Genomic DNA, 19,110 nt, shown 5'->3' on the forward strand with positions numbered 1-19,110 from the left:
CAATCACTTACCGTTCTTGAAATTGGCGACACATCCTTGTGTCGCGAGAAACTCTAGGTTAATCAGAGTTTCCTTAAGTTAATGAAAAAACCGAACAGTTAGCGAAGAACCTCAAACAATTTTTATTAGTAAATTATTTTATACCCGTAACTGATCACTCAATTAATACAAAAGTGTAAAGTATTCTAAAAAATTACCTACACAGTGTGAGATTTTTCTCACATGAGCTACACCTACTTATACGTAAGTGCGAATTTCTATATTTTCTACTAATCATTAGGGCTGGGAAATGAAAAAAACCAATAAAAGCACGACACTTGTAGGGACTAAAAGTTTAGATAACCGTATTCTTCTCCAAACCTTAGAGAAAGAAATTAGCAAATTGGAAAAGCTTATTTCAGCAATAGAGTTCGCCGGTTCCGAGCAATTCGAACATCGCAACAACCTTCATCAAGCATTAAAAGAACGCTGCCAAATTTACAGTTCACTACAAAAAGATCGTGATCTTTCATTTCGTGACAGAGCTTAAACTAATCGTTAAAACTTCTTGCCAATGCTTGCTCAGCTAGTAACTCTTCGCCCTTTGTAATTGTTCGTGATTAAAAGTCTGTACAAAGGGCGAAAGACAAAAAATTCAGCGCTAAAAATTAACCGCAATAAATTATTTTACGATTAACAAAATAAGTACGCGTTAATAATCTCGATGTTCAGGCTCAACAACTCTTAATAACTCACCCAGAACTGACGTAGCAAATTCACCGGGTTTTAGTGAAAAGCAAATCTCTAGGTTCTGTTCTTGCCAAGACCAAGTCATTTCCTCGGGCAAACACACCAGCGGTCGCCGCTCTTGAGATAATCCTTGATGCTCCAGCGCATCAATCCAAACCGAGAATGTTTCTAGGGCTTGTTGCTCGAGGGTTTTCGCGAGCGAATCCGTCGCTAAGCGCCCTCTCCCCCACAAAGGCCCGGTCGGAAACTGAGTGTTTGTTGGATCAGCAATATCACCATCAACAAGTTTATTCCAATTTCCTTCTAAAACTCGCTTTGCTAATACAGTATTAAATAAATAAGAGCGTGCTGCCGATAACACCAATCCTTTTAGCGTGCGATTTTTGATTTTCTTACCGGCCTCAAACCAATCTTTCGCCAGAGACAAGTTATTCGCATCATGCCCAAAACGTTGTGCTCCGTAATAATTCGGCACACCCGCGCTCTGGATTTTTTGCAATTTACTATCAAGAATTTCTTGTAGGCTGGTTAAATTTGACGAGCTTGCGTCGTTCGTGCTGTTAACAAAGCTTGGTTCTCGCAACAAAATGCGAAAATAGTTTTTTGTGTGTGAGCCTTTGCGTAATTTTTGGGTATGCGTGCGAACGTCTTTTACCGTCCAAAATTCGGAATTAAATTCACTCCAGTTTTTATCTTGGTTTTTAGGCAAATAAATACTAAACCATTGCTGGGTAATTGCATTTCGATCTTTTAGCCCGGCAACACCAATATCACTGGAGTTTACACCGCAAAATTTGGCCAGCTCTTTTTGCACCCAATGGGTATTTTGGCCAACCTTCTCGATAAACAAATAAACATGCTCGCCTGTGCCTGCAAATTCTGTTTCGAGAACTTCTTGCACAAAAAAATCGCCGGGCTGTTCTTTGAATTTTGCAAAAGTATTCAGCTCACCAAATGCTTTTGGGAAATTAATATCAAATAAAGGGCCGGATGGTTGAGTTTGATCAGCAGGGGTTTGATTAGATGAATCCAAAAGACAAGCTCTGTATTAATGGGCTTTAATCGCAGCAATTGGTGATTAAAGCCAAGAAGTTAATAAGTAGATAAACCACTAATTATTTCTCTAATTCTGAAGTAATTAGCTGATAACTTTATTAGCAGATAAGTTTAATAATGCTCAGTTAAACATTTAAACCGATTCATATTGGTTAGATTTTTTGCAGCAGTACCGTCGCAAACGCGGCAATGCCTTCTTTACGGCCGGTAAACCCTAGGTATTCGGTTGTTGTGGCTTTCACGTTGATTGTATCGGTAGAGGTTTGCAGGTCGGAGGCAATTTTTTCGACCATTGCTGAAATGTGCGGTGCCATTTTTGGAGCTTGGGCAACAATGGTCATATCGGCGTTAACCAGTTGATACTGGCTTTCTTGAATTTTTCGATACACTTCTCGAAGCAGGTCGCGGCTATCAACATTTTTGAAAGCGGGATCGGTATCGGGAAAATGCTGACCAATATCACCCAAAGCGGCAGCACCTAAAAGCGCATCACACAATGCATGAAGTAGTACGTCGCCGTCCGAATGTGCCACTAAACCGCGCTCGTAAGGAATGCTTACACCACCAATAACAATGTGATCGCCGGGACCAAAAGCGTGAACATCAAATCCTTGTCCAATTCTCATTGGGTATCCTCTACTCGCTGTATGCGTTTATTTTTAGGAGTTTGTTTTGCGCCAAATCTTCACAAACGCCGATAATGTTATCAGAAATAATTGCTTGATCAGAATTCTTACAGACTCATAAACACTAGAATAGCACGTCAATGAGAACGCAATTTAGCGATAAATCTGCCGGTAAATAATGCTCTAAGATTGCGACAAAATCGCCGTAGCGACACGTAAATCTTCGGCAACCGTTATTTTAAGATTATCGCTTCTACCTGGGTAAAGCTTAACGTTGAACCCAGCCATTTCCATGGCAGATGCTTCATCGGTAATAGGTAAACCTAGCGCAAGCGCTTTGGCGATATTGTTGTGTAATACCTCTAGCCGAAACATTTGCGGCGTTTGTGCCAACCAAACTCGCTTGCGATCTAACGTAGTTTCTACACTTGCAAAAGCCGTGTTTTGAGAACTTTGATCGTTAACGTCAGAAACAAACGCCTTTGCATACTTGATTGTATCAGAGGCCGGGAGTGCCATTAGCCCACCCACGTCATCAATTTGCAAAGAATCCATCATTCGATGCAATTCATAAGATTGCAAACAGGGCCGCGCCGCATCGTGCACCAAAACCCAGTCGCTCTTGTTATCGCCTAAGCTTTTTATATAGTTCAAGCAATTTAATACCGAATCTGCACGCTCGCTGCCACCGGTAACGGTCACCAGTTTTTCAGAAAATTCCGAAGCTATTGCAGTATTTGGCCAAAATGAATCGTCTGACCGTATGGCCACTACCACTTTGTGTATTTTAGGACTGTTTAAAAAAATGGAGAGCGTATGTTCTAGAATCGTTTTACCGGCAATATTCAGGTACTGTTTGGGAATATCACTTGCCATTCTAGAGCCGATTCCAGCCGCAGGTATTACCGCCCAGAATTTCGTAGATTCATTCATAAGATGGAAGCAGACACAGCTAGGGGTTTACAAAAGAAGGGAGCTTAGCGCTTTTTTTCGGCTGGTTTTTCATCGACAACCAAATAAAAAGTCTCGTCGTTTTTGATCATACCGAGCTGCTCACGAGCAATTTCTTCGGTTGATTCATGGCCACTCTTTAACAGTAAAATCTCGGCTTCGAGTGTTTGATTACGCTCGGCGTCAATACTGTTTAGGGTTTTTTGTTCGCTGATGGCGGTTTCTAGTTGCGCAACATTAGCCAGTGAACCTTCACCAATCCATAGACGAAACTGCAGAATTAAAAGCAGCACGGTTAATATGGCGATGGTTACTTTCATAGGCACCAACAATGTATTACGACAAATAAGATTTTAGCCGAACCAACAACTGTTCGGATGTAAACCACGAAATTTTGATGGACGTTAAGGCAAAAAGTTTAATTTGAGAAGGGTTACGAATTATTAATGTGAACTCGAAACAGCTCCGGCGATGACCGAAACTGTTTCATACGCTCAATGCTTACGCTGTAAATTCCGCTTTACCACGGTAAGGAGCTTTATCAGTTCCTAATTCGGCTTCGATGCGTAACAAACGGTTGTACTTGGCAACGCGGTCTGAACGACAGAGAGAACCGGTTTTAATTTGCCCTGCTGCGGTAGCAACGGCCAAATCGGCAATGGTGGTGTCTTCGGTTTCGCCAGAGCGGTGCGAGATTACTGCCGTGTAGCCAGCGTCTTTGGCCATTTTGATCGCGTCTAGAGTTTCAGACAAAGAACCAATTTGGTTAAATTTAATCAGAATTGAGTTAGCAATGCCCTTCTCAATACCTTCTTTTAAAATTTTGGTGTTGGTAACAAACAAATCGTCGCCAACCAATTGAACCTTTTCGCCCAACTTTTCGGTTTGGTACTTCCAACCATCCCAATCAGACTCGTCTTGACCGTCTTCAATGGAGATAATTGGGAATTGATCGCAAAGCTCCGCCAAGAAATCGGTGAAGCCTTCTGAAGAGTACACTTTACCTTCGCCGGAAAGATCGTATTGACCATTTTTGTAGAATTCGGAAGACGCGCAATCAAGGGCAAGCGTTACGTCTTCGCCCAGCTTGTAACCCGCGGCTTCAGTGGCTTCTTTGATAACAGCCAATGCTTCGGCATTCGAAGAGAGGTTTGGTGCAAAGCCGCCTTCATCACCCACAGCGGTGTTTAAGCCTTTGGCAACCAATACTTTTTTCAGTGAATGGAAGATTTCGGCACCGACTTGAAGTGCTTCAGAGAACGATTTAGCCGCAACTGGCTGCACCATAAACTCTTGGATATCAACGTTGTTATCAGCGTGCTCACCACCGTTAAGGATGTTCATCATAGGTACTGGCATGGTGTACTGACCAGAAGTACCGTTGATATCGGCAATGTGCTGATACAAAGGAATGCCTTTTTCAATAGCAACGGCTTTTGCCGCCGCCAGTGAAACCGCCAAAATAGCGTTAGCACCGAAGTTTGCTTTATTTTCGGTACCGTCTGCTTCGATCATTGCCGTGTCGATTGCACGCTGATCGGCTGCGTCCATTCCCACAAGAAGATCTTTGATGGTGGTATTGATGTTTTCAACGGCTTTCAATACACCTTTGCCTAGGTAACGGCTTTTATCGCCATCTCTCAGTTCAAGCGCTTCGCGCGAACCGGTAGAAGCACCAGACGGTGCACAAGCAGAACCCACAGCGCCGGAGTCTAGAATAACATCGGCGTTTACGGTTGGGTTGCCACGGGAATCAAGCACTTCAAAAGCTTTGATATCAACGATCTTGGTCATGCGTTAGCTCCAAGCATTTAAATTTAAAAGTAAAGACTTGAGTCTTAATGTTGAAAGGCTACAAGCGAGGCAAATCGTCCATATTCAGCGCTCGCTTGAAGAATAAATTTAGTCAGGTGCGAATTGTACCATCTAAAGCCGACAAAACTACTCGATAATCAATTCAGGTTGAGACTTTAACAGGTCATCAAAGGCTTTCATTTGCACCAAGAAAGGTTCAACCAACTGCAATGGCAGCGCACTTGGGCCGTCACACTTTGCTTTAGCCGGTTCTGGATGCGCTTCTAAAAACAAACCTGCAATACCCACAGCAATACCGGCGCGAGCCAGTTCGGCAACCTGTTCACGTCTACCACCAGAAGCCGCTCCGTTAGGATCACGACATTGCAAGGCGTGGGTTACGTCAAATAAAATTGGCGCACCATGGCTAACGTCTTTCATGGTTTTAAAGCCAAGCATATCAACTACTAAGTTGTCGTAACCAAAGCAGCTGCCGCGCTCACACAAAATCAGTTGATCGTTACCGCATTCACGAAACTTCTCAACGATGTTTTTCATTTGCGGCGGCGAAATAAATTGCGGCTTTTTAATGTTGATTACGGCGCCGGTTTTGGCCATAGCTTCAACCAAATCGGTTTGACGAGCCAAAAAGGCTGGCAGCTGAATCACATCGGCGACTTCTGCAACCGGCTGACATTGATAGGGCTCATGCACATCGGTGATTACCGGTACATCAAACGCTTTTTTTACGTCTTCAAAAATCTTCAAACCTTCTTCCATTCCTGGACCTCGGTAGGAATGAATGGAAGAGCGATTGGCTTTATCGAAAGACGCTTTGAATACGTAGGGAATGCCTAGCTTGTCGGTTGCAGTTTTGAAGGTTTCTGCAACCTGCATGGCGAGATCGCGACTCTCCAACACGTTCATTCCGGCAAATAATGCCATAGGTAGATGGTTGCCCACCTCAATACCTTTTACAGAAACTACCGTTTTGCTGTTCGATGTTGTCATGAAACTCTCTTGCTCTTTTTAAATTCGGCGAATCTGGCGCTCGTGAGTAAACGTCAAGAAACTCTGGTTTACCCAGAGTTTCCATCTGCTCAGCCTTTTGATTGGTTGTAATCCAGTGCCGCTAAAACGAAACTCTTAAACAACGGATGGCCATCGCGCGGTGTTGAGGTGAATTCTGGGTGGAACTGACACGCCACAAACCAACGATGCTCTGGCAATTCAATCATCTCAACCAGATTATCATCAGCAGACCAACCGCCTACTTTTAAGCCCGCTTTTTGAAGGCCATCAAGGAAGTTATTGTTAACTTCGTAGCGATGACGGTGGCGCTCGACAATCATTTCGCTACCGTAGATATCACGGCTCTTACTGCCTTCTACCAAGCGACATTCTTGGGCACCTAAACGCATGGTACCGCCCAAATCAGAGGATTCATCACGCGTTTCGCGCTTACCGGTTGAATCCAACCATTCGGTGATCAAACCAATGACCGGATGCTGGCTTTGTTGGTTGAATTCAGTACTGTTAGCATCGGTCCAACCGGCCACGTTACGTGCGTATTCGATAACCGCGGTTTGCATCCCCAAACAAATACCCAGATAAGGAATGTTGTTCTCGCGCGCGTATCGAACGGCGGTTAACTTGCCATCCAAACCACGCTCGCCAAAACCACCCGGCACTAAAATCGCGTCGGCGTCTTTGATCAGTTCAATGCCTTGCTCTTCAACGTCTTCTGCATTGATGAAGTTAATATTTACGCGCGTACTGGTGTGAATACCGGCATGAATTAGCGATTCGATCAATGATTTGTAGGCGTCTGGCAAGTCCATGTACTTACCAACCATGGCTACAGTAACTTTGTGCTCTGGATTTAGCTTACCTTCTACCACACGATCCCATTCGCTCAAGTCAGCTTCAGGCGCTTGCATGTCAAAATTTTCTAGAACGATTTGATCAAGACCATGCTCCATCAAAATTCTAGGAATGGCGTAAATGGTTCTAGCATCGGCTAAAGGCACCACCGCACGTTCTTCAACGTTGGTAAATAGCGCGATCTTTTTGCGCGAGTCTGCGTCAACTTCTACCTCAGAACGGCACAACAAAATGTTGGGCTGAAGGCCAATGGAGCGAAGTTCTTTTACAGAGTGCTGCGTAGGCTTAGTTTTGGTTTCGCCAGCAGTGGCGATGTAAGGCACCAAGGTTAAGTGCATTAGCTGCGCGCGCTTAGCACCCAACTCAATTTTAAGCTGCCGAACGGCTTCTAAGAACGGTTGCGACTCGATATCACCCACGGTGCCACCGATTTCAACAAGCGCTACATCAACGTCTTGGCCGCCTTCGATAATACGGCGTTTAATTTCGTCGGTAATGTGTGGAATCACCTGAACGGTGCCGCCTAAATAATCACCTCGGCGCTCTTTACGAAGTACAGTCTCGTAGACACGACCGGTAGTGAAGTTGTTGCGGCGAGTCATACGCGTGCGAATAAAGCGCTCGTAATGACCAAGGTCTAGGTCGGTTTCAGCGCCGTCGTCGGTTACGAAAACCTCGCCGTGCTGGAACGGACTCATGGTACCCGGATCCACGTTAATGTAGGGATCAAGCTTAAGAATGGTCACTTTTAAACCGCGCGATTCTAAAATCGCCGCGAGAGATGCGGAAGCAATACCTTTACCCAACGATGAAACTACACCGCCGGTTACAAACAAATAGCGTGTCATTGATTGACCTGTGAGCACTGTGTTGAATTGAATTTTGTGCGAATGAATCTCGTGTCTAGCAGAAGGAGCAGAATCAGCCGTAATCGTGTTGCCAAACCAAGGTAGGGTTTGTCTTATCGCGTTTAAATTCTGCGTAAAACGAACGAATTTTTTTGGCAACTGGCGGGAATTACTACCCATCTCCAAGATGGGGCGCCAGATTACCAGATTCGAACTTTTGCCTCAATTAATAATAGCTTAGAGGCTTTTGTTTGCTGATCGGAACAACATTTTTGGCCGTTCTCAACCAAGAAAGTTGACCAAAACAAAGACCTAGACAACTAATGACCAGTACCGTTACTCGTCCACTCACCACTCCTTCTTTACAATGTTTTTATCAACAAACACTCATAAAGAGCTACCAAATAATTGTATAACCGATTTTCACAATGCGGCCGGATCAAGGAAATTAAGAGCCAACTCAGGCATCTTTTTTTGATGGAGTCAGAAAGGTATCGATGAAGTTCTTATTAATCAGACGTTCCTCAAAGCTTTAACAGACTGGTACCAATCACTCTGATATTGCCAAATCACTGAATAACCCTCTTCTGAATTTTCACACCAAGCGCTTTTTTCAACCCAAAAATCCGCGACCGCCGCCAAACCTTGGGGATCAGCAATCAAAGGCACACAGGCACGCAACCAAGGCTCCACAGATTGCTCTTGCAAAACCTTCTTCAGTGTTTGCGATCGATGCCGAAACGATGGATGAGCACGCTCACCTCCTTGGCGAAACGAAACCGTAAAACTCTCTGAGCGACTGTTAAGATGCCCTTGAGGTTGTAATCGCAGCTGCCAGCCATTTAGGTAAATTGGCTGTTCAAGGCTCAAGGTTAAATTGCCCATTTCCGTGTTTGCATTTGTGGCCTCAAGTACTTGGGTTTCAATAAAATGCAGTCGCCCTTGAAAGCCAGTTACAGCAAATTGTGGGTTCAAATGCACACACGGAGTGCCAGATACGGTTTCGCCAGCAAGAATTTGCGTTTGAACATCACGAAACTGTTGTTGATTGAGTGGCGGCAAACCAAGTTTCTCGCAGCCCAAAGACAACGCATAAAACTGGCGATTCTCAGACAGGTTTTTCAGCCGCGCGATAGAGACTGAAACGCTGGCTTTTTCGACTCGCCCCTCAAGACTGCGCCAATCATCTTCTGCTAATTCAGATAAAGAACCTAAGGCTTTGCGACAAAGCCGCGCACTTTGCGCCAATTGCTGGTTGGCATCTGGCCAGCGAGTCGCCAACAAGGGTAAAACCTGATTACGAATAAAATTACGATCAAAATGATTCTGTGTATTACTGGGATCTTCGACCCAACGTAAATTCAACGCCCGAGCATATTCTTCCAACGTTGAACGCGGTGTCGTCAATAAAGGTCGAATAAGAGTTCCGCTAGATGCTTGTACATCTGCACTTAATGGTCGTTCTTTAGGAATGCCCGCCAAACCTTTTACACCGGCACCACGCATTAAACGCAGCAGCACGGTTTCGGCTTGATCATCCAAATGATGCGCCATTAACAGGTAATGGCCGCGCCTAACAAAACCGCGAAACACTGCATAACGGCTTTCACGCGCCGCGTTTTCAATGCCCTCGCCATCGGCGCACACAAGCACTTTGGAAGACTGAATTTCAATACCTAGTGATTGTGCGAAATTTTCACAATGCTTCTGCCACGCATCGGCGTCTTGCGCTAAACCATGATTGACGTGAATCGCTCGTACAATCCAACCCGTGTGATTACGCTTCGCGTACTCCGCCAGCGAGTGCAGTAACACCGTTGAATCTAACCCACCGCTGTAGGCCACCCAAACATCTGCTTGGTGACCGTTTATCGCGGCCAGCTGATCATCATATAAAGCGTCAAAAAAGTGAGTCATTAAACGTTGCGCCAAAAAGCAGTGCTCATAACGGGTGTTTTAAGGTTGGATGAGTTTCGCCTAAAGTTTACCATGTCGCAAACGCGTCTCTTAAGACTTCTACTCAACAGCAATAGCTACGAACCGACGCATCTAAACTGACCCAATAAAAGAATTCATCATGAAAAAAACCCTTCCCTACGGCAGTTGGCCTTCAAAAATCTCCGCACAGCACATTGTCTCTCAGAGCCTAGGTTTGGCCGAACCCAAATGGGATGGCGAAGATTTGTATTGGTTGGAATTTCGCCCTAATGAAAAAGGCCGCAATTGCATCGTTAAAAAAGACGGTAACGGCAATATTAGCGATGTTATTCCAGAAAACATGAGCTCGCGCTCCAAGGCCAACGAGTATGGTGGTGGCAGCTATACCGTCGCAAATCACATCGTCTATTTTGTGTCGGGTTATGATCAGCGCATTTATAAGGTGGATACCCAAACCCAACCAATTCAAGCCACGGCTATTACCGCCGAAGGCCCCTATCGCTACGCCGATTTATTAATCGATAGCCATAAAAATCGAATTATCTGCATTCGCGAAGACCACAGCCATAAATCCGCAGACGATCAATCCCATCACATCGAAGAAAAAGCCGAGTTAGTTGCCGTTGATTGTAATACCGGAGAAACCACCGTGCTTGCAACAGGAGATGATTTTTACGCATCGCCAAACTTATCGCTCGATGGTAATCAATTGGTTTGGATCAGCTGGAATCATCCAGCCATGCCATGGGAAAGCAACTCGGTGTTTACCGCGATAATTAATTCACAAGGTACCTTGGACGACATCACTGCCATTGCTGGTGTTGCCGCTGGTGAAGCACCGCAATCTCATTTTCAACCGCAATGGAGTGCAACCAATACGGTAATCAGTATTTGTGATCGCGACAACTGGTGGCACTTTTACGAATACAAACAACAAAACTGGCAGCCTTTATTAAAAGCAGAATTAAATTTCGCCGACGCCGAATTTGCCACACCACAATGGGTTTTTGGATTATCCACGTGGGGATTTATCGACGTAGAAACCATCGCTTGCTGTTTTAATATTCGCAACATTTGGCAATTGGCATTAATTAATTATCAAACCGGTGATTGTAACGTTATCGAAAGCGATTGTTCAGATATCGCCAACATGGCAGTCAGCAACAATAAATTTGCGTTTATTGGCAGTAATGCTGCAACACCCAGCGAACTTGCCATTATTGATTTAAATTCCGAAAACGAAGACGAACTCATCTTCGAAATTGTTAAAAGCATACCCACCGATTTACAAGAAGACGTCTTTTCCATTCCAGAAGCCATTGAATTTGGCCCTGAAGGCGAGCAAGCCCATGGTTTTTATTATCCGCCTCACAACACAGAATATTGCGCAGCAGACGGCGAAAAACCACCATTAATTGTTATGGCTCACGGCGGCCCAACCAGCGCTCGCAGCACCGCGTTTAATATTAAAATTCAATATTGGTGTTCACGCGGTTTTGCCGTGGTTGACGTTAATTATCGCGGCAGCACTGGATACGGCCGTGATTACCGTTTAGCGTTAAATCATAACTGGGGTGTTAAAGATGTTGAAGATGTTTGCCGCGCCGCAAATTACTTAGTCGAAAAAGGTTTGGCCGATGCTAATAAACTGGCTATAAAAGGCGGCAGCGCTGGCGGCTACACCGTACTTGCAGCACTAACTTTTGAATCAACTTTTAAGGCGGGTGCCAGCCATTACGGCATTGGTGATTTAGAAACACTCGCTACCGATACTCATAAATTTGAGTCGCGTTATTTAGATTCGTTAATTGGCAAATACCCAGAAGACCAATCAACTTACGTTTCGCGCTCGCCCATCAATCACGTTGAGCGACTGGATTGTCCGGTAATATTCTTCCAAGGTGGCCAAGACAAGGTTGTACCTCCCAACCAAGCAGAAGCGATGGTAAATGCCCTGAACGCAAAAGAAATTCCGGTTGCTTATGTGCTTTTCCCAGAAGAAGGCCACGGATTTAGACAAGCCAACAACATGATTCGCTCGGTAGAAGGTGAACTGTACTTTTACAGCAAAATATTTGGTTTCGAATTAAGTGAAAAAATAGAAGCGGTCGAAATACAGAATTTAAGTATTTAACGATAGAAACCTCTGATTAACCCAGCCATGATTTAATCAGAGGACAGAAATTGAAAATGCAATTTCCAATTTTTCACAACTTCAATCACTTATCGTTCTTGAAATTAGCGACATATCCTAGTGTCGCAAGAAACTCTAAGTTAATCAGAGTTTCCTTATGTTTTTTTAAACATTAAATTAAATAGCAAGCAATACCGGCACTACTGACACCCCAAAGCAAGGCTAGTTTATGAACCAAGCTTTCTTATAGTTTCCAATAATGTGTAATTAACAACTATTCCAGTACAAGCTCGGGGTCAACGTAAGATCGATCAATGTGATAACCCTGCTGTTCGAGTAATAACTCTTTTTGATGACGTCTCTCTTGTAATTCTAATTTCCGTTGTGGCCAAATTTGCGCAGCATCCTTTCGCTCGTCATTTTCTAACTGATTTATAATAAGTTCTTGCATGTTATACACTTCGTAAGAAAATAAATAATCCGAAGGCTTATCTAAATCTAGGCGGCTTGTGTCTCGACGAAAACCTATTTTCATAATGACATCACCCGCATACATTCGCCAATCGTTGTCGGTTATCCGCATCCACGTGTCTAGGTCTATGTCAGCATCGATAGGTAAGCTGTATAAAACATTGTCTTCTTGCAGTGCATAGTGCAGGGCTTGATTGGTTGGTAAACGTGGGTCTTCAAGGTTAATAAAGGTTTGCCAGCCTCTCTGCCTTAGCATGGCTAAAAACTCTAAAAAGCGTAATCGTGCCTCGTCGTGATAAATATCACTTTGTGTAGACATGCCACCAGAAACTCTAAAAACATAAATACCCTTTCTGGGAAGATCACGGTCGTAGGTACCGGTTACTCGAAGCGTATTGGGAAAGGTAAAACTGTAAGGTCCGTTTTCTAGAAATACTTGCCCAAGAGATGCAATTGGCCATCTGACGCTATAAAAATCCAAACCGGCTGGCTGACTGTTTATTCCGCGTTTTTGATCCACCCAGTTAATTTCTACAAATTTCTCCGGCGACATATTCAGTTCAATAAAGGCTTTAGCGACTGGCATTGAAGGCGTGCTCTTGGTTGTTTGATGTGTAAAAAATACATAGCCTAAAATAAGTGAGCCCAGCAATAAGGCCCCTATTATTAGTAGGTACCTCATTCGATAATTGCTCGGGTTGGCATTGAATAATCTTTTGTATTCACCCAGCTCGCCATTTTCTGTAGCTCACCGTGCATATAATTAGACCTTTTTGCCATAAGATCATGGAATACAGATGCTGCCTCTTTTATCCAATCCATACGACTCTTGAAATTCTCAACTTGCATATCATCAGGGGCGACCGATTTAAGTTCACCGTCGTCTATTTCGCAGGCGTGTGAAAAAACCAACTCGAATGATGGAGATGCCCAATTTAAGAGAATCCCCCGTTGCCATCTCGCCCACTTGGCAAATTCCGGGTGTTCGTAAATCAGCGGTTGCAAGATAACACCCTGCTCATGGTTAGCGATCTCCAACAGATGCTTCATTTGCAGGTCTCTCTTAGCTCGTCCAGACGCCTTCTCAATCTGTGTAACGTACTTAAAGCCACTTTTCAGGCTGCCGGATATTGCCATGTTATTGATAATAGGCAGTGTTTTCTGCGACCAAGGCATACTATCCACCACTGTTTGAATGGGCGCTTCTAGATTTTTTGCGTTACGTTTATCGATGCAAACCATGCCGTCAAAAAAATGTTCTGGGTAGTTGTTGTAAAACCAGTGTGGCGCGCTGATATCCATAAAGAGCCATAAATTGCCTTTACCCAAACCATCAGCTATTTCTTTGGCATTCACAAATGGCAGAAACATGTCAGTTAATACCACTCTGTTCATGCCCAAAAGACAAGCAACCGTTTTACTGGCAAAGGCCCCCAGAGCCATCCAATAATAGCGACCCAGTTTACTAACATCCCCGCCTTCTTCGGTTTCTAAATAAAAGCGTGCGTAGGTTGCGGCGATACGTTTTGCTCGCACTTCATACCAATCGAGCAGGTCGTACTCGTTAAAACCCACTCGCTCGCTCATGCGAATAATCGAAAATTCTTGTGCTTTTGACCAATAGGTTTTACAGGTAATTTCTACCGGTTCGACTTTATCAGTATTATCGTTAACGCCCGCAGTGCTCTCTGGACTTACCATGTCGATATTCCTTGGTTCTTTTTCGGTTAACAGGCTTTAGCTGATTAAGTTTCTTTGGAATTTGCATAGGCCACGGCTTTATCCGTATTTATTTTTGGCCAAACCAGTTGATATTCGAGCTTCTCACCTTCGGTAGTCGACACCACCGCCGTAGTGCCATCGGTACCCGATACATCGTCGGGCAAGTGCCAATCTTCATCAATAGGCTGACCTTCGGGAACCACTCGATAGGCCATTCCTTTGACTGGATTTCCGAGCGTGTCTTTAAGTACAAAACGCAACGCGAAGGTATTGGTAACAGGAATATCATCAGCGGCAAGATTAATAGCAGGGCCTTCGTCACCAATGTAAACGTTGGCAGACCCAACCATAATGGTTCCGCCGCAATTAATAGCATCACCCACACGAGAGGCAGGTTGATTATTGATGAAAACCGTCGCTGAACCTTTAGAAATGGCTCTTGGATGTGGTGGGCTTTTGGGCTTTATATGCGGAGCAAGCGCATCGCCTTTTCGAGCGGCGGGAATTCCATTAACCATAACATTACCACTGCCCTGGATTACCGGACTAGGATGCCATGCACCATGATTTGAACCCATATCGCCCAGTCGCGCCGCTGGTTTTCTCGACATTTATATTTCCTAAACTAAAGTATTAAACTGTAAATGAAGGTGAATAAGAAACCTCCACAAACACCCTTACCATCAATTAATTGTTAGGGATTGTGACAAAAATTTCTTCCACTATTAATTATGCGTTGCGTAAAACGAGACTTTTTGCCGGTAAATTTTACATTCGCAGAATAACCTAGCAATAATTTCATGGGTTTTTATTTACGTTAAGTGGTTACATTAAGGTTAAAATTGCCACTCTATTTTTGCGCAATATTTTCACGGCTTATTCGCTGTAGATTTACCATGTATCAACTGCTCAAAACCCACGAACAATCAAATTCATTTTTATAGGAAGCTCTGATTAGCTCATCCATAATTCAATCAGAGGGCAGAAAATGAAAATGCGATTTTTAATTTTTTCACAACTTCAGTCACTTACCGTTCTTGAAATTGACGACACATTCTTGTGTCGCAAGAAACTCTAGGTTAATCTGAATTTCCTATAGATATATTAACACTTTAAGAGTTATTTTCTTTTTACAGAGAAAATCATCACAAAAAGAATAAATCTATCATTATTTTTTAGTATTCAAAACAAGTAAACCCAACTATCCAGATACGTTTTTACTCTATCAAAACAAGAATTAATTAAAATCCAAGCAAAAATAACAAGAATACCAATGCGATAAATCTGGCGACTCAATATCACGCTTATAAGTCAATATCAGTTGCACAGAAAATTTATTGATCACTAAAAATTAGAGAGCCATTATTTATCTCTACCATATACAACCGCGAGAAAACCTCTTGAGAAACCGTTGCAAATATGGTCTCGTCATTACCATTATCGCAAAAGAGAATGTCACACCCTCTCTCTTGAGCAAGAGTTTTCATTAATTTAGTTAAATAACTACTCGCCTCTCTTAATGGAGAATCAATGTAGTCTTCTGCAAATTTATCAATAATCTTAACATCAATTGCTTGCAAGCCTAATAATTCAAACTGCTGAGAAAGAAGAGACAATACATAAGCATCACCACTCTCTTTCCAGTCAACGGTTATAAAATAACCCATAACATTTAAGATATCGACGAAGCAATAACACGCAAAAACTTCTTCCGAAAATTTATTTGTACGCTCTTGCCAAGAGCCATAATGTTGAAAATAACCGGGAAACTTAGCCTTAAGCTCAGTAATCAGTTCATCATATGCAAGATCACTCTTCCAACCGGCTTCAGCCTGATTAATCCACTTAATGGCGTTGGCGGAATTTTGCGAAATATCGCTTGCTATACCACGCAGTAGATCCCATATATTCCCATCAAGAACTTTTAATCCCAGTTCATCAAAAATCATAATATCTCTTCCAAAACCTGCTAACGCCTAATTCATATACTCAAAGGAACTCTGATTAACCTGGAGTTTATCTCGACACAAGGATGTGTCGCTAATTTCAAGAAATTGGAAACTGCATTGTCAATTTCTTCCCTCTGATTAAATCACGGAAGAGTTAATCAGAGGTTCCTATAGTTTAAAAGAATAATTTGGATTAGAAGGCGTTTTCTAAGCGGTCAAACTGGATGAGTTCTGAGATTTGGTTAGCGAATTTTTCGTCACTCAGCGCTGCAAGCAATTCAAAAGCCGCTTGATAACTGATAGGCCCACCGTTTGAGGTAACGACGCCTGCATCTAGAACAACATTCTCATCATATTGAACGTTTATTTCTGGATAAGATTTCTGTAAGTCATTTTCGCCACCCGCCCACGTGGTGGCTTTTTTACCATCAAGTACACCAGCTGCACCTAACAAGAATGCACCTGAACAGTTGCTCGCGTTCCAATCCACTTTTTTGCTCTGATCACTAATAAATTGCACAAGTTTTTTATCTTCTAAATACGGACTCATATCGTAGGCGCTGGGTACCAATAAAACCTTAAGATTTAGCGCGTCGTAAATAGATTTATCGGCAACAATTTTTAAACCTTCTTCAGAGGTAACAACCAGATTTTTTGTCGCCGAAATTAAAACAACTTCGTATTCAGAAAATTGATCATGTTTGACAGCTGCGCCAAATACTTCTATTGGTGCCGTAACGTCGCTGGTTAAAAACTTATCAAAAACTAAAATACCTATTTGTGATTTATCTTTAGCCAAACTAGCGGAAGATAAAATCACTAAAAATAAACTGAGCAAAACTTTTTTTATTTTCATACATACTCCTGTACGTTGTTTTTTAATCAAAAGATAACGACCTTAAGAACGGTCGAATTAAAAATTTGAGATGAGCTCAAGCCAAACCTGAGCACATAATCAAGATACAGGAGTACACTTATATGTAAAATTGATAATATATTTATTTTTAATCTATTAAATAGATTAATGATCAAATTTTTAGATATTTCAACTAGTTAAAAAATTATTCACCTTAAAATTAAACATCAAAGTGCGTAAAAAACGATTCAAATCACGCCCACACCTGCTTCTGTTTAATCTATAATCGAACAAAAAATAGCCACACCAAGACAAAGAAAAACATGCCTATAAATTTAACGAAAACAACAGATAAAAGCTGGAGCAATATTTTTAAATTACACACACTTAATTACACAAACTGGTATTTTCAATATTTAGATGTAGAGGTTGTACTTAACGATAATAAAATACCTCACAATATCGAATCCCTGGAAAATACATTAACGCTAACGCCTATTTTTATAAGGATATATTTCATAAAACAGACGTAATATTTTCAAAGACCTTGTTTTTGACACCTCTTTTGTAACAGTATTTTCTTATTCATTAATTTTTTGTTACTTTATGTCTTGCGTTTTTAGGTATCCAACGACAAACTGATCCTTTATAAAAGTCGAATCAAAAAATAAGAATATTTAATCTTTGTTTCGATCAATTTCAAATGCTATTACTTAATGGTGCTATGGGTTTGTGTTCTACAGAGCTCAGACCCATATCACTCTTGAGGACGTAACTATGCAAACAATTGTTATCGTAGGAGGCGGCGCGGGCGGTTTAGAACTTGCCAGCCAACTCGGGCGTAAATTAGGCAAACGTAAAAAAGCCGATATTGTGCTCGTCGATAAAAACACTTCTCACATTTGGAAACCCCTATTACACGAAGTTGCAACTGGATCTTTAGATACCGGAACAGATGGCGTTGTATACCGCGCACACGGTGCCAGACACGGCTATCGATTTGTTATGGGTGAGTTTACCGGCGTTGATCGCGACAATAAAACCATTAAATTAGCCGCCGTATTTGATGATGAAGGCAAACCACTTCTGCCTGAACGTCAGTTAAAATACGACACATTAGTCATGGCTGTAGGTAGTGTAAGCAACGATTTTGGTACTCCGGGCGTTCAAGATCACTGCTTCTTTTTAGATTCTCAGGCACAAGCAGAACGATTCCATAAAGCATTATTGAATCATTTTATGCGTATTGACGAAGAAGTTGATGGCGGTACGCTTAATGTTGCAATTGTGGGTGCCGGTGCCACAGGTGTTGAGCTTTCTGCAGAGCTGCTTCACGTTACCGAGCTGCTTAAAAACTACGGTATGCCAAACATGACGCCTAAGCGTCTTCGCATTACGTTGATCGAAGCTGGGCCACGCATTCTACCAGCCTTGCCGGAGCGAATTTCAGCATCGGCCAGAAAAGAGTTGTCACGCCTTGGCGTTGAAGTTAAAGAAGACACTCGCATTCAAAAAGCAACCGCCGATGGTTTTATTACCTCCGACGATATTTTAATTCGTGCCGATTTAATGTTGTGGGCCGCAGGCGTCAAAGCCGCCGATTACGTGAAAGATTTAGGTGTTTTTGAGCTTAATAAGGCCAATCAAATATTAGTGAAACCTACCTTACAGAGCACCACGGATGACGATATTTATGCGCTAGGTGACTGCTGTGGTTTCTTGCAAGAAAATGGCAAATGGGTTCCGCCTAGAGCTCAATCTGCTCATCAAATGGCATCGACCATTAAAGAAAATATTTTAAGAAGGCGTAACAACAAAAACCAAAAAGACTTTACTTACCACGACCACGGCTCCTTAGTAAGCTTAAGTCGTTACAGTACCGTGGGCAGCTTGATGGGAAATTTGACCAGCAAAAGTATGTTTGTGGAAGGCCATTTAGCACGTTTGATGTATGTATCTTTGTATCGCATGCACCAAATTGCCATTCATGGCTTTAGTAAAGCGGCAATGGTTTATGTGGCAGAAACCATTAGCAAGGTTGTTCGACCTAAAATGAAGCTTCATTAAAAATACTATATTGGAACCTCTGATTAACTCATCCATGATTTAATCAGAGGTTCCTATTAATCAATTAATACATTCATTAACGAAT

General features: G+C 42.6%; 16 protein-coding genes. 3 read left to right on the forward strand and 13 right to left on the reverse strand.

All coding sequences use genetic code 11. From position 1 onward, the window contains the following. The first annotated feature begins 289 nt into the window (after window positions 1-289). Window positions 290-529, forward strand: coding sequence for a hypothetical protein (locus ACYQ2C_RS11535; protein ID WP_460050749.1), 240 nt, complete (start codon window positions 290-292; stop codon window positions 527-529). A gap of 162 nt (window positions 530-691) precedes the next feature. On the opposite strand, the gene truD is transcribed toward ACYQ2C_RS11535, so the two are convergent. The 8 genes from truD to tilS form a co-directional block, all read right to left on the reverse strand. After that, complete coding sequence (gene truD / locus ACYQ2C_RS11540; RefSeq protein WP_460102722.1) at window positions 692-1,762, reverse strand: tRNA pseudouridine(13) synthase TruD; 1,071 nt, start codon at window positions 1,760-1,762, stop codon at window positions 692-694. 175 nt (window positions 1,763-1,937) lie between these two features. After that, complete coding sequence (ispF, locus tag ACYQ2C_RS11545; protein WP_460102725.1) at window positions 1,938-2,411, reverse strand: 2-C-methyl-D-erythritol 2,4-cyclodiphosphate synthase; 474 nt, start codon at window positions 2,409-2,411, stop codon at window positions 1,938-1,940. 183 nt (window positions 2,412-2,594) lie between these two features. Beyond that, a complete protein-coding gene (gene ispD, locus ACYQ2C_RS11550) occupies window positions 2,595-3,344 on the reverse strand; it encodes a 2-C-methyl-D-erythritol 4-phosphate cytidylyltransferase (RefSeq protein WP_460050755.1) in 750 nt (249 codons plus the stop codon). Between the two features lie 44 nt (window positions 3,345-3,388). Beyond that, the gene (locus ACYQ2C_RS11555) at window positions 3,389-3,682 is read right to left on the reverse strand and encodes an FtsB family cell division protein (protein ID WP_460050757.1); all 294 of its coding nucleotides are present in this window, start codon (window positions 3,680-3,682) and stop codon (window positions 3,389-3,391) included. 181 nt (window positions 3,683-3,863) lie between these two features. Continuing rightward, window positions 3,864-5,156: a phosphopyruvate hydratase gene (eno, locus tag ACYQ2C_RS11560; RefSeq protein ID WP_460050759.1), complete on the reverse strand. Its 1,293-nt coding sequence runs from the start codon at window positions 5,154-5,156 to the stop codon at window positions 3,864-3,866. Window positions 5,157-5,303: 147 nt separating this feature from the next. Next, window positions 5,304-6,167: a 3-deoxy-8-phosphooctulonate synthase gene (kdsA, locus tag ACYQ2C_RS11565; RefSeq protein WP_460102728.1), complete on the reverse strand. Its 864-nt coding sequence runs from the start codon at window positions 6,165-6,167 to the stop codon at window positions 5,304-5,306. Window positions 6,168-6,256: 89 nt separating this feature from the next. Beyond that, window positions 6,257-7,888, reverse strand: a complete 1,632-nt coding sequence (locus ACYQ2C_RS11570; protein WP_460050763.1) for a CTP synthase — start codon at window positions 7,886-7,888, stop codon at window positions 6,257-6,259. A gap of 513 nt (window positions 7,889-8,401) precedes the next feature. Beyond that, entirely contained in the window at window positions 8,402-9,805 is a 1,404-nt protein-coding gene (gene tilS / locus ACYQ2C_RS11575) for a tRNA lysidine(34) synthetase TilS (protein WP_460102731.1), read from the reverse strand. 160 nt (window positions 9,806-9,965) lie between these two features. Between tilS and ACYQ2C_RS11580 the strand changes: the two genes are divergently transcribed. Next, window positions 9,966-11,960, forward strand: coding sequence for an alpha/beta hydrolase family protein (locus tag ACYQ2C_RS11580; RefSeq protein ID WP_460102733.1), 1,995 nt, complete (start codon window positions 9,966-9,968; stop codon window positions 11,958-11,960). 274 nt (window positions 11,961-12,234) lie between these two features. Here ACYQ2C_RS11580 and ACYQ2C_RS11585 read toward each other — a convergent pair whose 3' ends face one another. The 5 genes from ACYQ2C_RS11585 to ACYQ2C_RS11605 all read right to left on the reverse strand — a co-directional run bounded on the left by ACYQ2C_RS11585 (window position 12,235) and on the right by ACYQ2C_RS11605 (window position 16,958). Further along, the gene (locus ACYQ2C_RS11585; RefSeq protein ID WP_460115680.1) at window positions 12,235-13,017 is read right to left on the reverse strand and encodes a hypothetical protein; all 783 of its coding nucleotides are present in this window, start codon (window positions 13,015-13,017) and stop codon (window positions 12,235-12,237) included. Window positions 13,018-13,109: 92 nt separating this feature from the next. After that, a complete protein-coding gene (locus ACYQ2C_RS11590) occupies window positions 13,110-14,132 on the reverse strand; it encodes a DUF2515 family protein (RefSeq protein WP_460102737.1) in 1,023 nt (340 codons plus the stop codon). A gap of 44 nt (window positions 14,133-14,176) precedes the next feature. Beyond that, window positions 14,177-14,764 carry a type VI secretion system PAAR protein gene (locus tag ACYQ2C_RS11595; RefSeq protein WP_460050773.1) on the reverse strand — a complete coding sequence of 196 codons (588 nt, stop codon included), beginning with the start codon at window positions 14,762-14,764 and terminating at the stop codon, window positions 14,177-14,179. Window positions 14,765-15,487: 723 nt separating this feature from the next. Next, entirely contained in the window at window positions 15,488-16,102 is a 615-nt protein-coding gene (locus ACYQ2C_RS11600) for a hypothetical protein (protein ID WP_460102740.1), read from the reverse strand. Window positions 16,103-16,295: 193 nt separating this feature from the next. Continuing rightward, window positions 16,296-16,958, reverse strand: coding sequence for a DJ-1/PfpI family protein (locus ACYQ2C_RS11605; RefSeq protein WP_460102742.1), 663 nt, complete (start codon window positions 16,956-16,958; stop codon window positions 16,296-16,298). Between the two features lie 777 nt (window positions 16,959-17,735). On the opposite strand from ACYQ2C_RS11605, the gene ACYQ2C_RS11610 reads away from it, so the two are divergent. Beyond that, window positions 17,736-19,025: an NAD(P)/FAD-dependent oxidoreductase gene (locus ACYQ2C_RS11610; protein ID WP_460102744.1), complete on the forward strand. Its 1,290-nt coding sequence runs from the start codon at window positions 17,736-17,738 to the stop codon at window positions 19,023-19,025. Window positions 19,026-19,110: the final 85 nt, after the last annotated feature.

The organism is Sessilibacter sp. MAH3 (assembly GCF_054658275.1).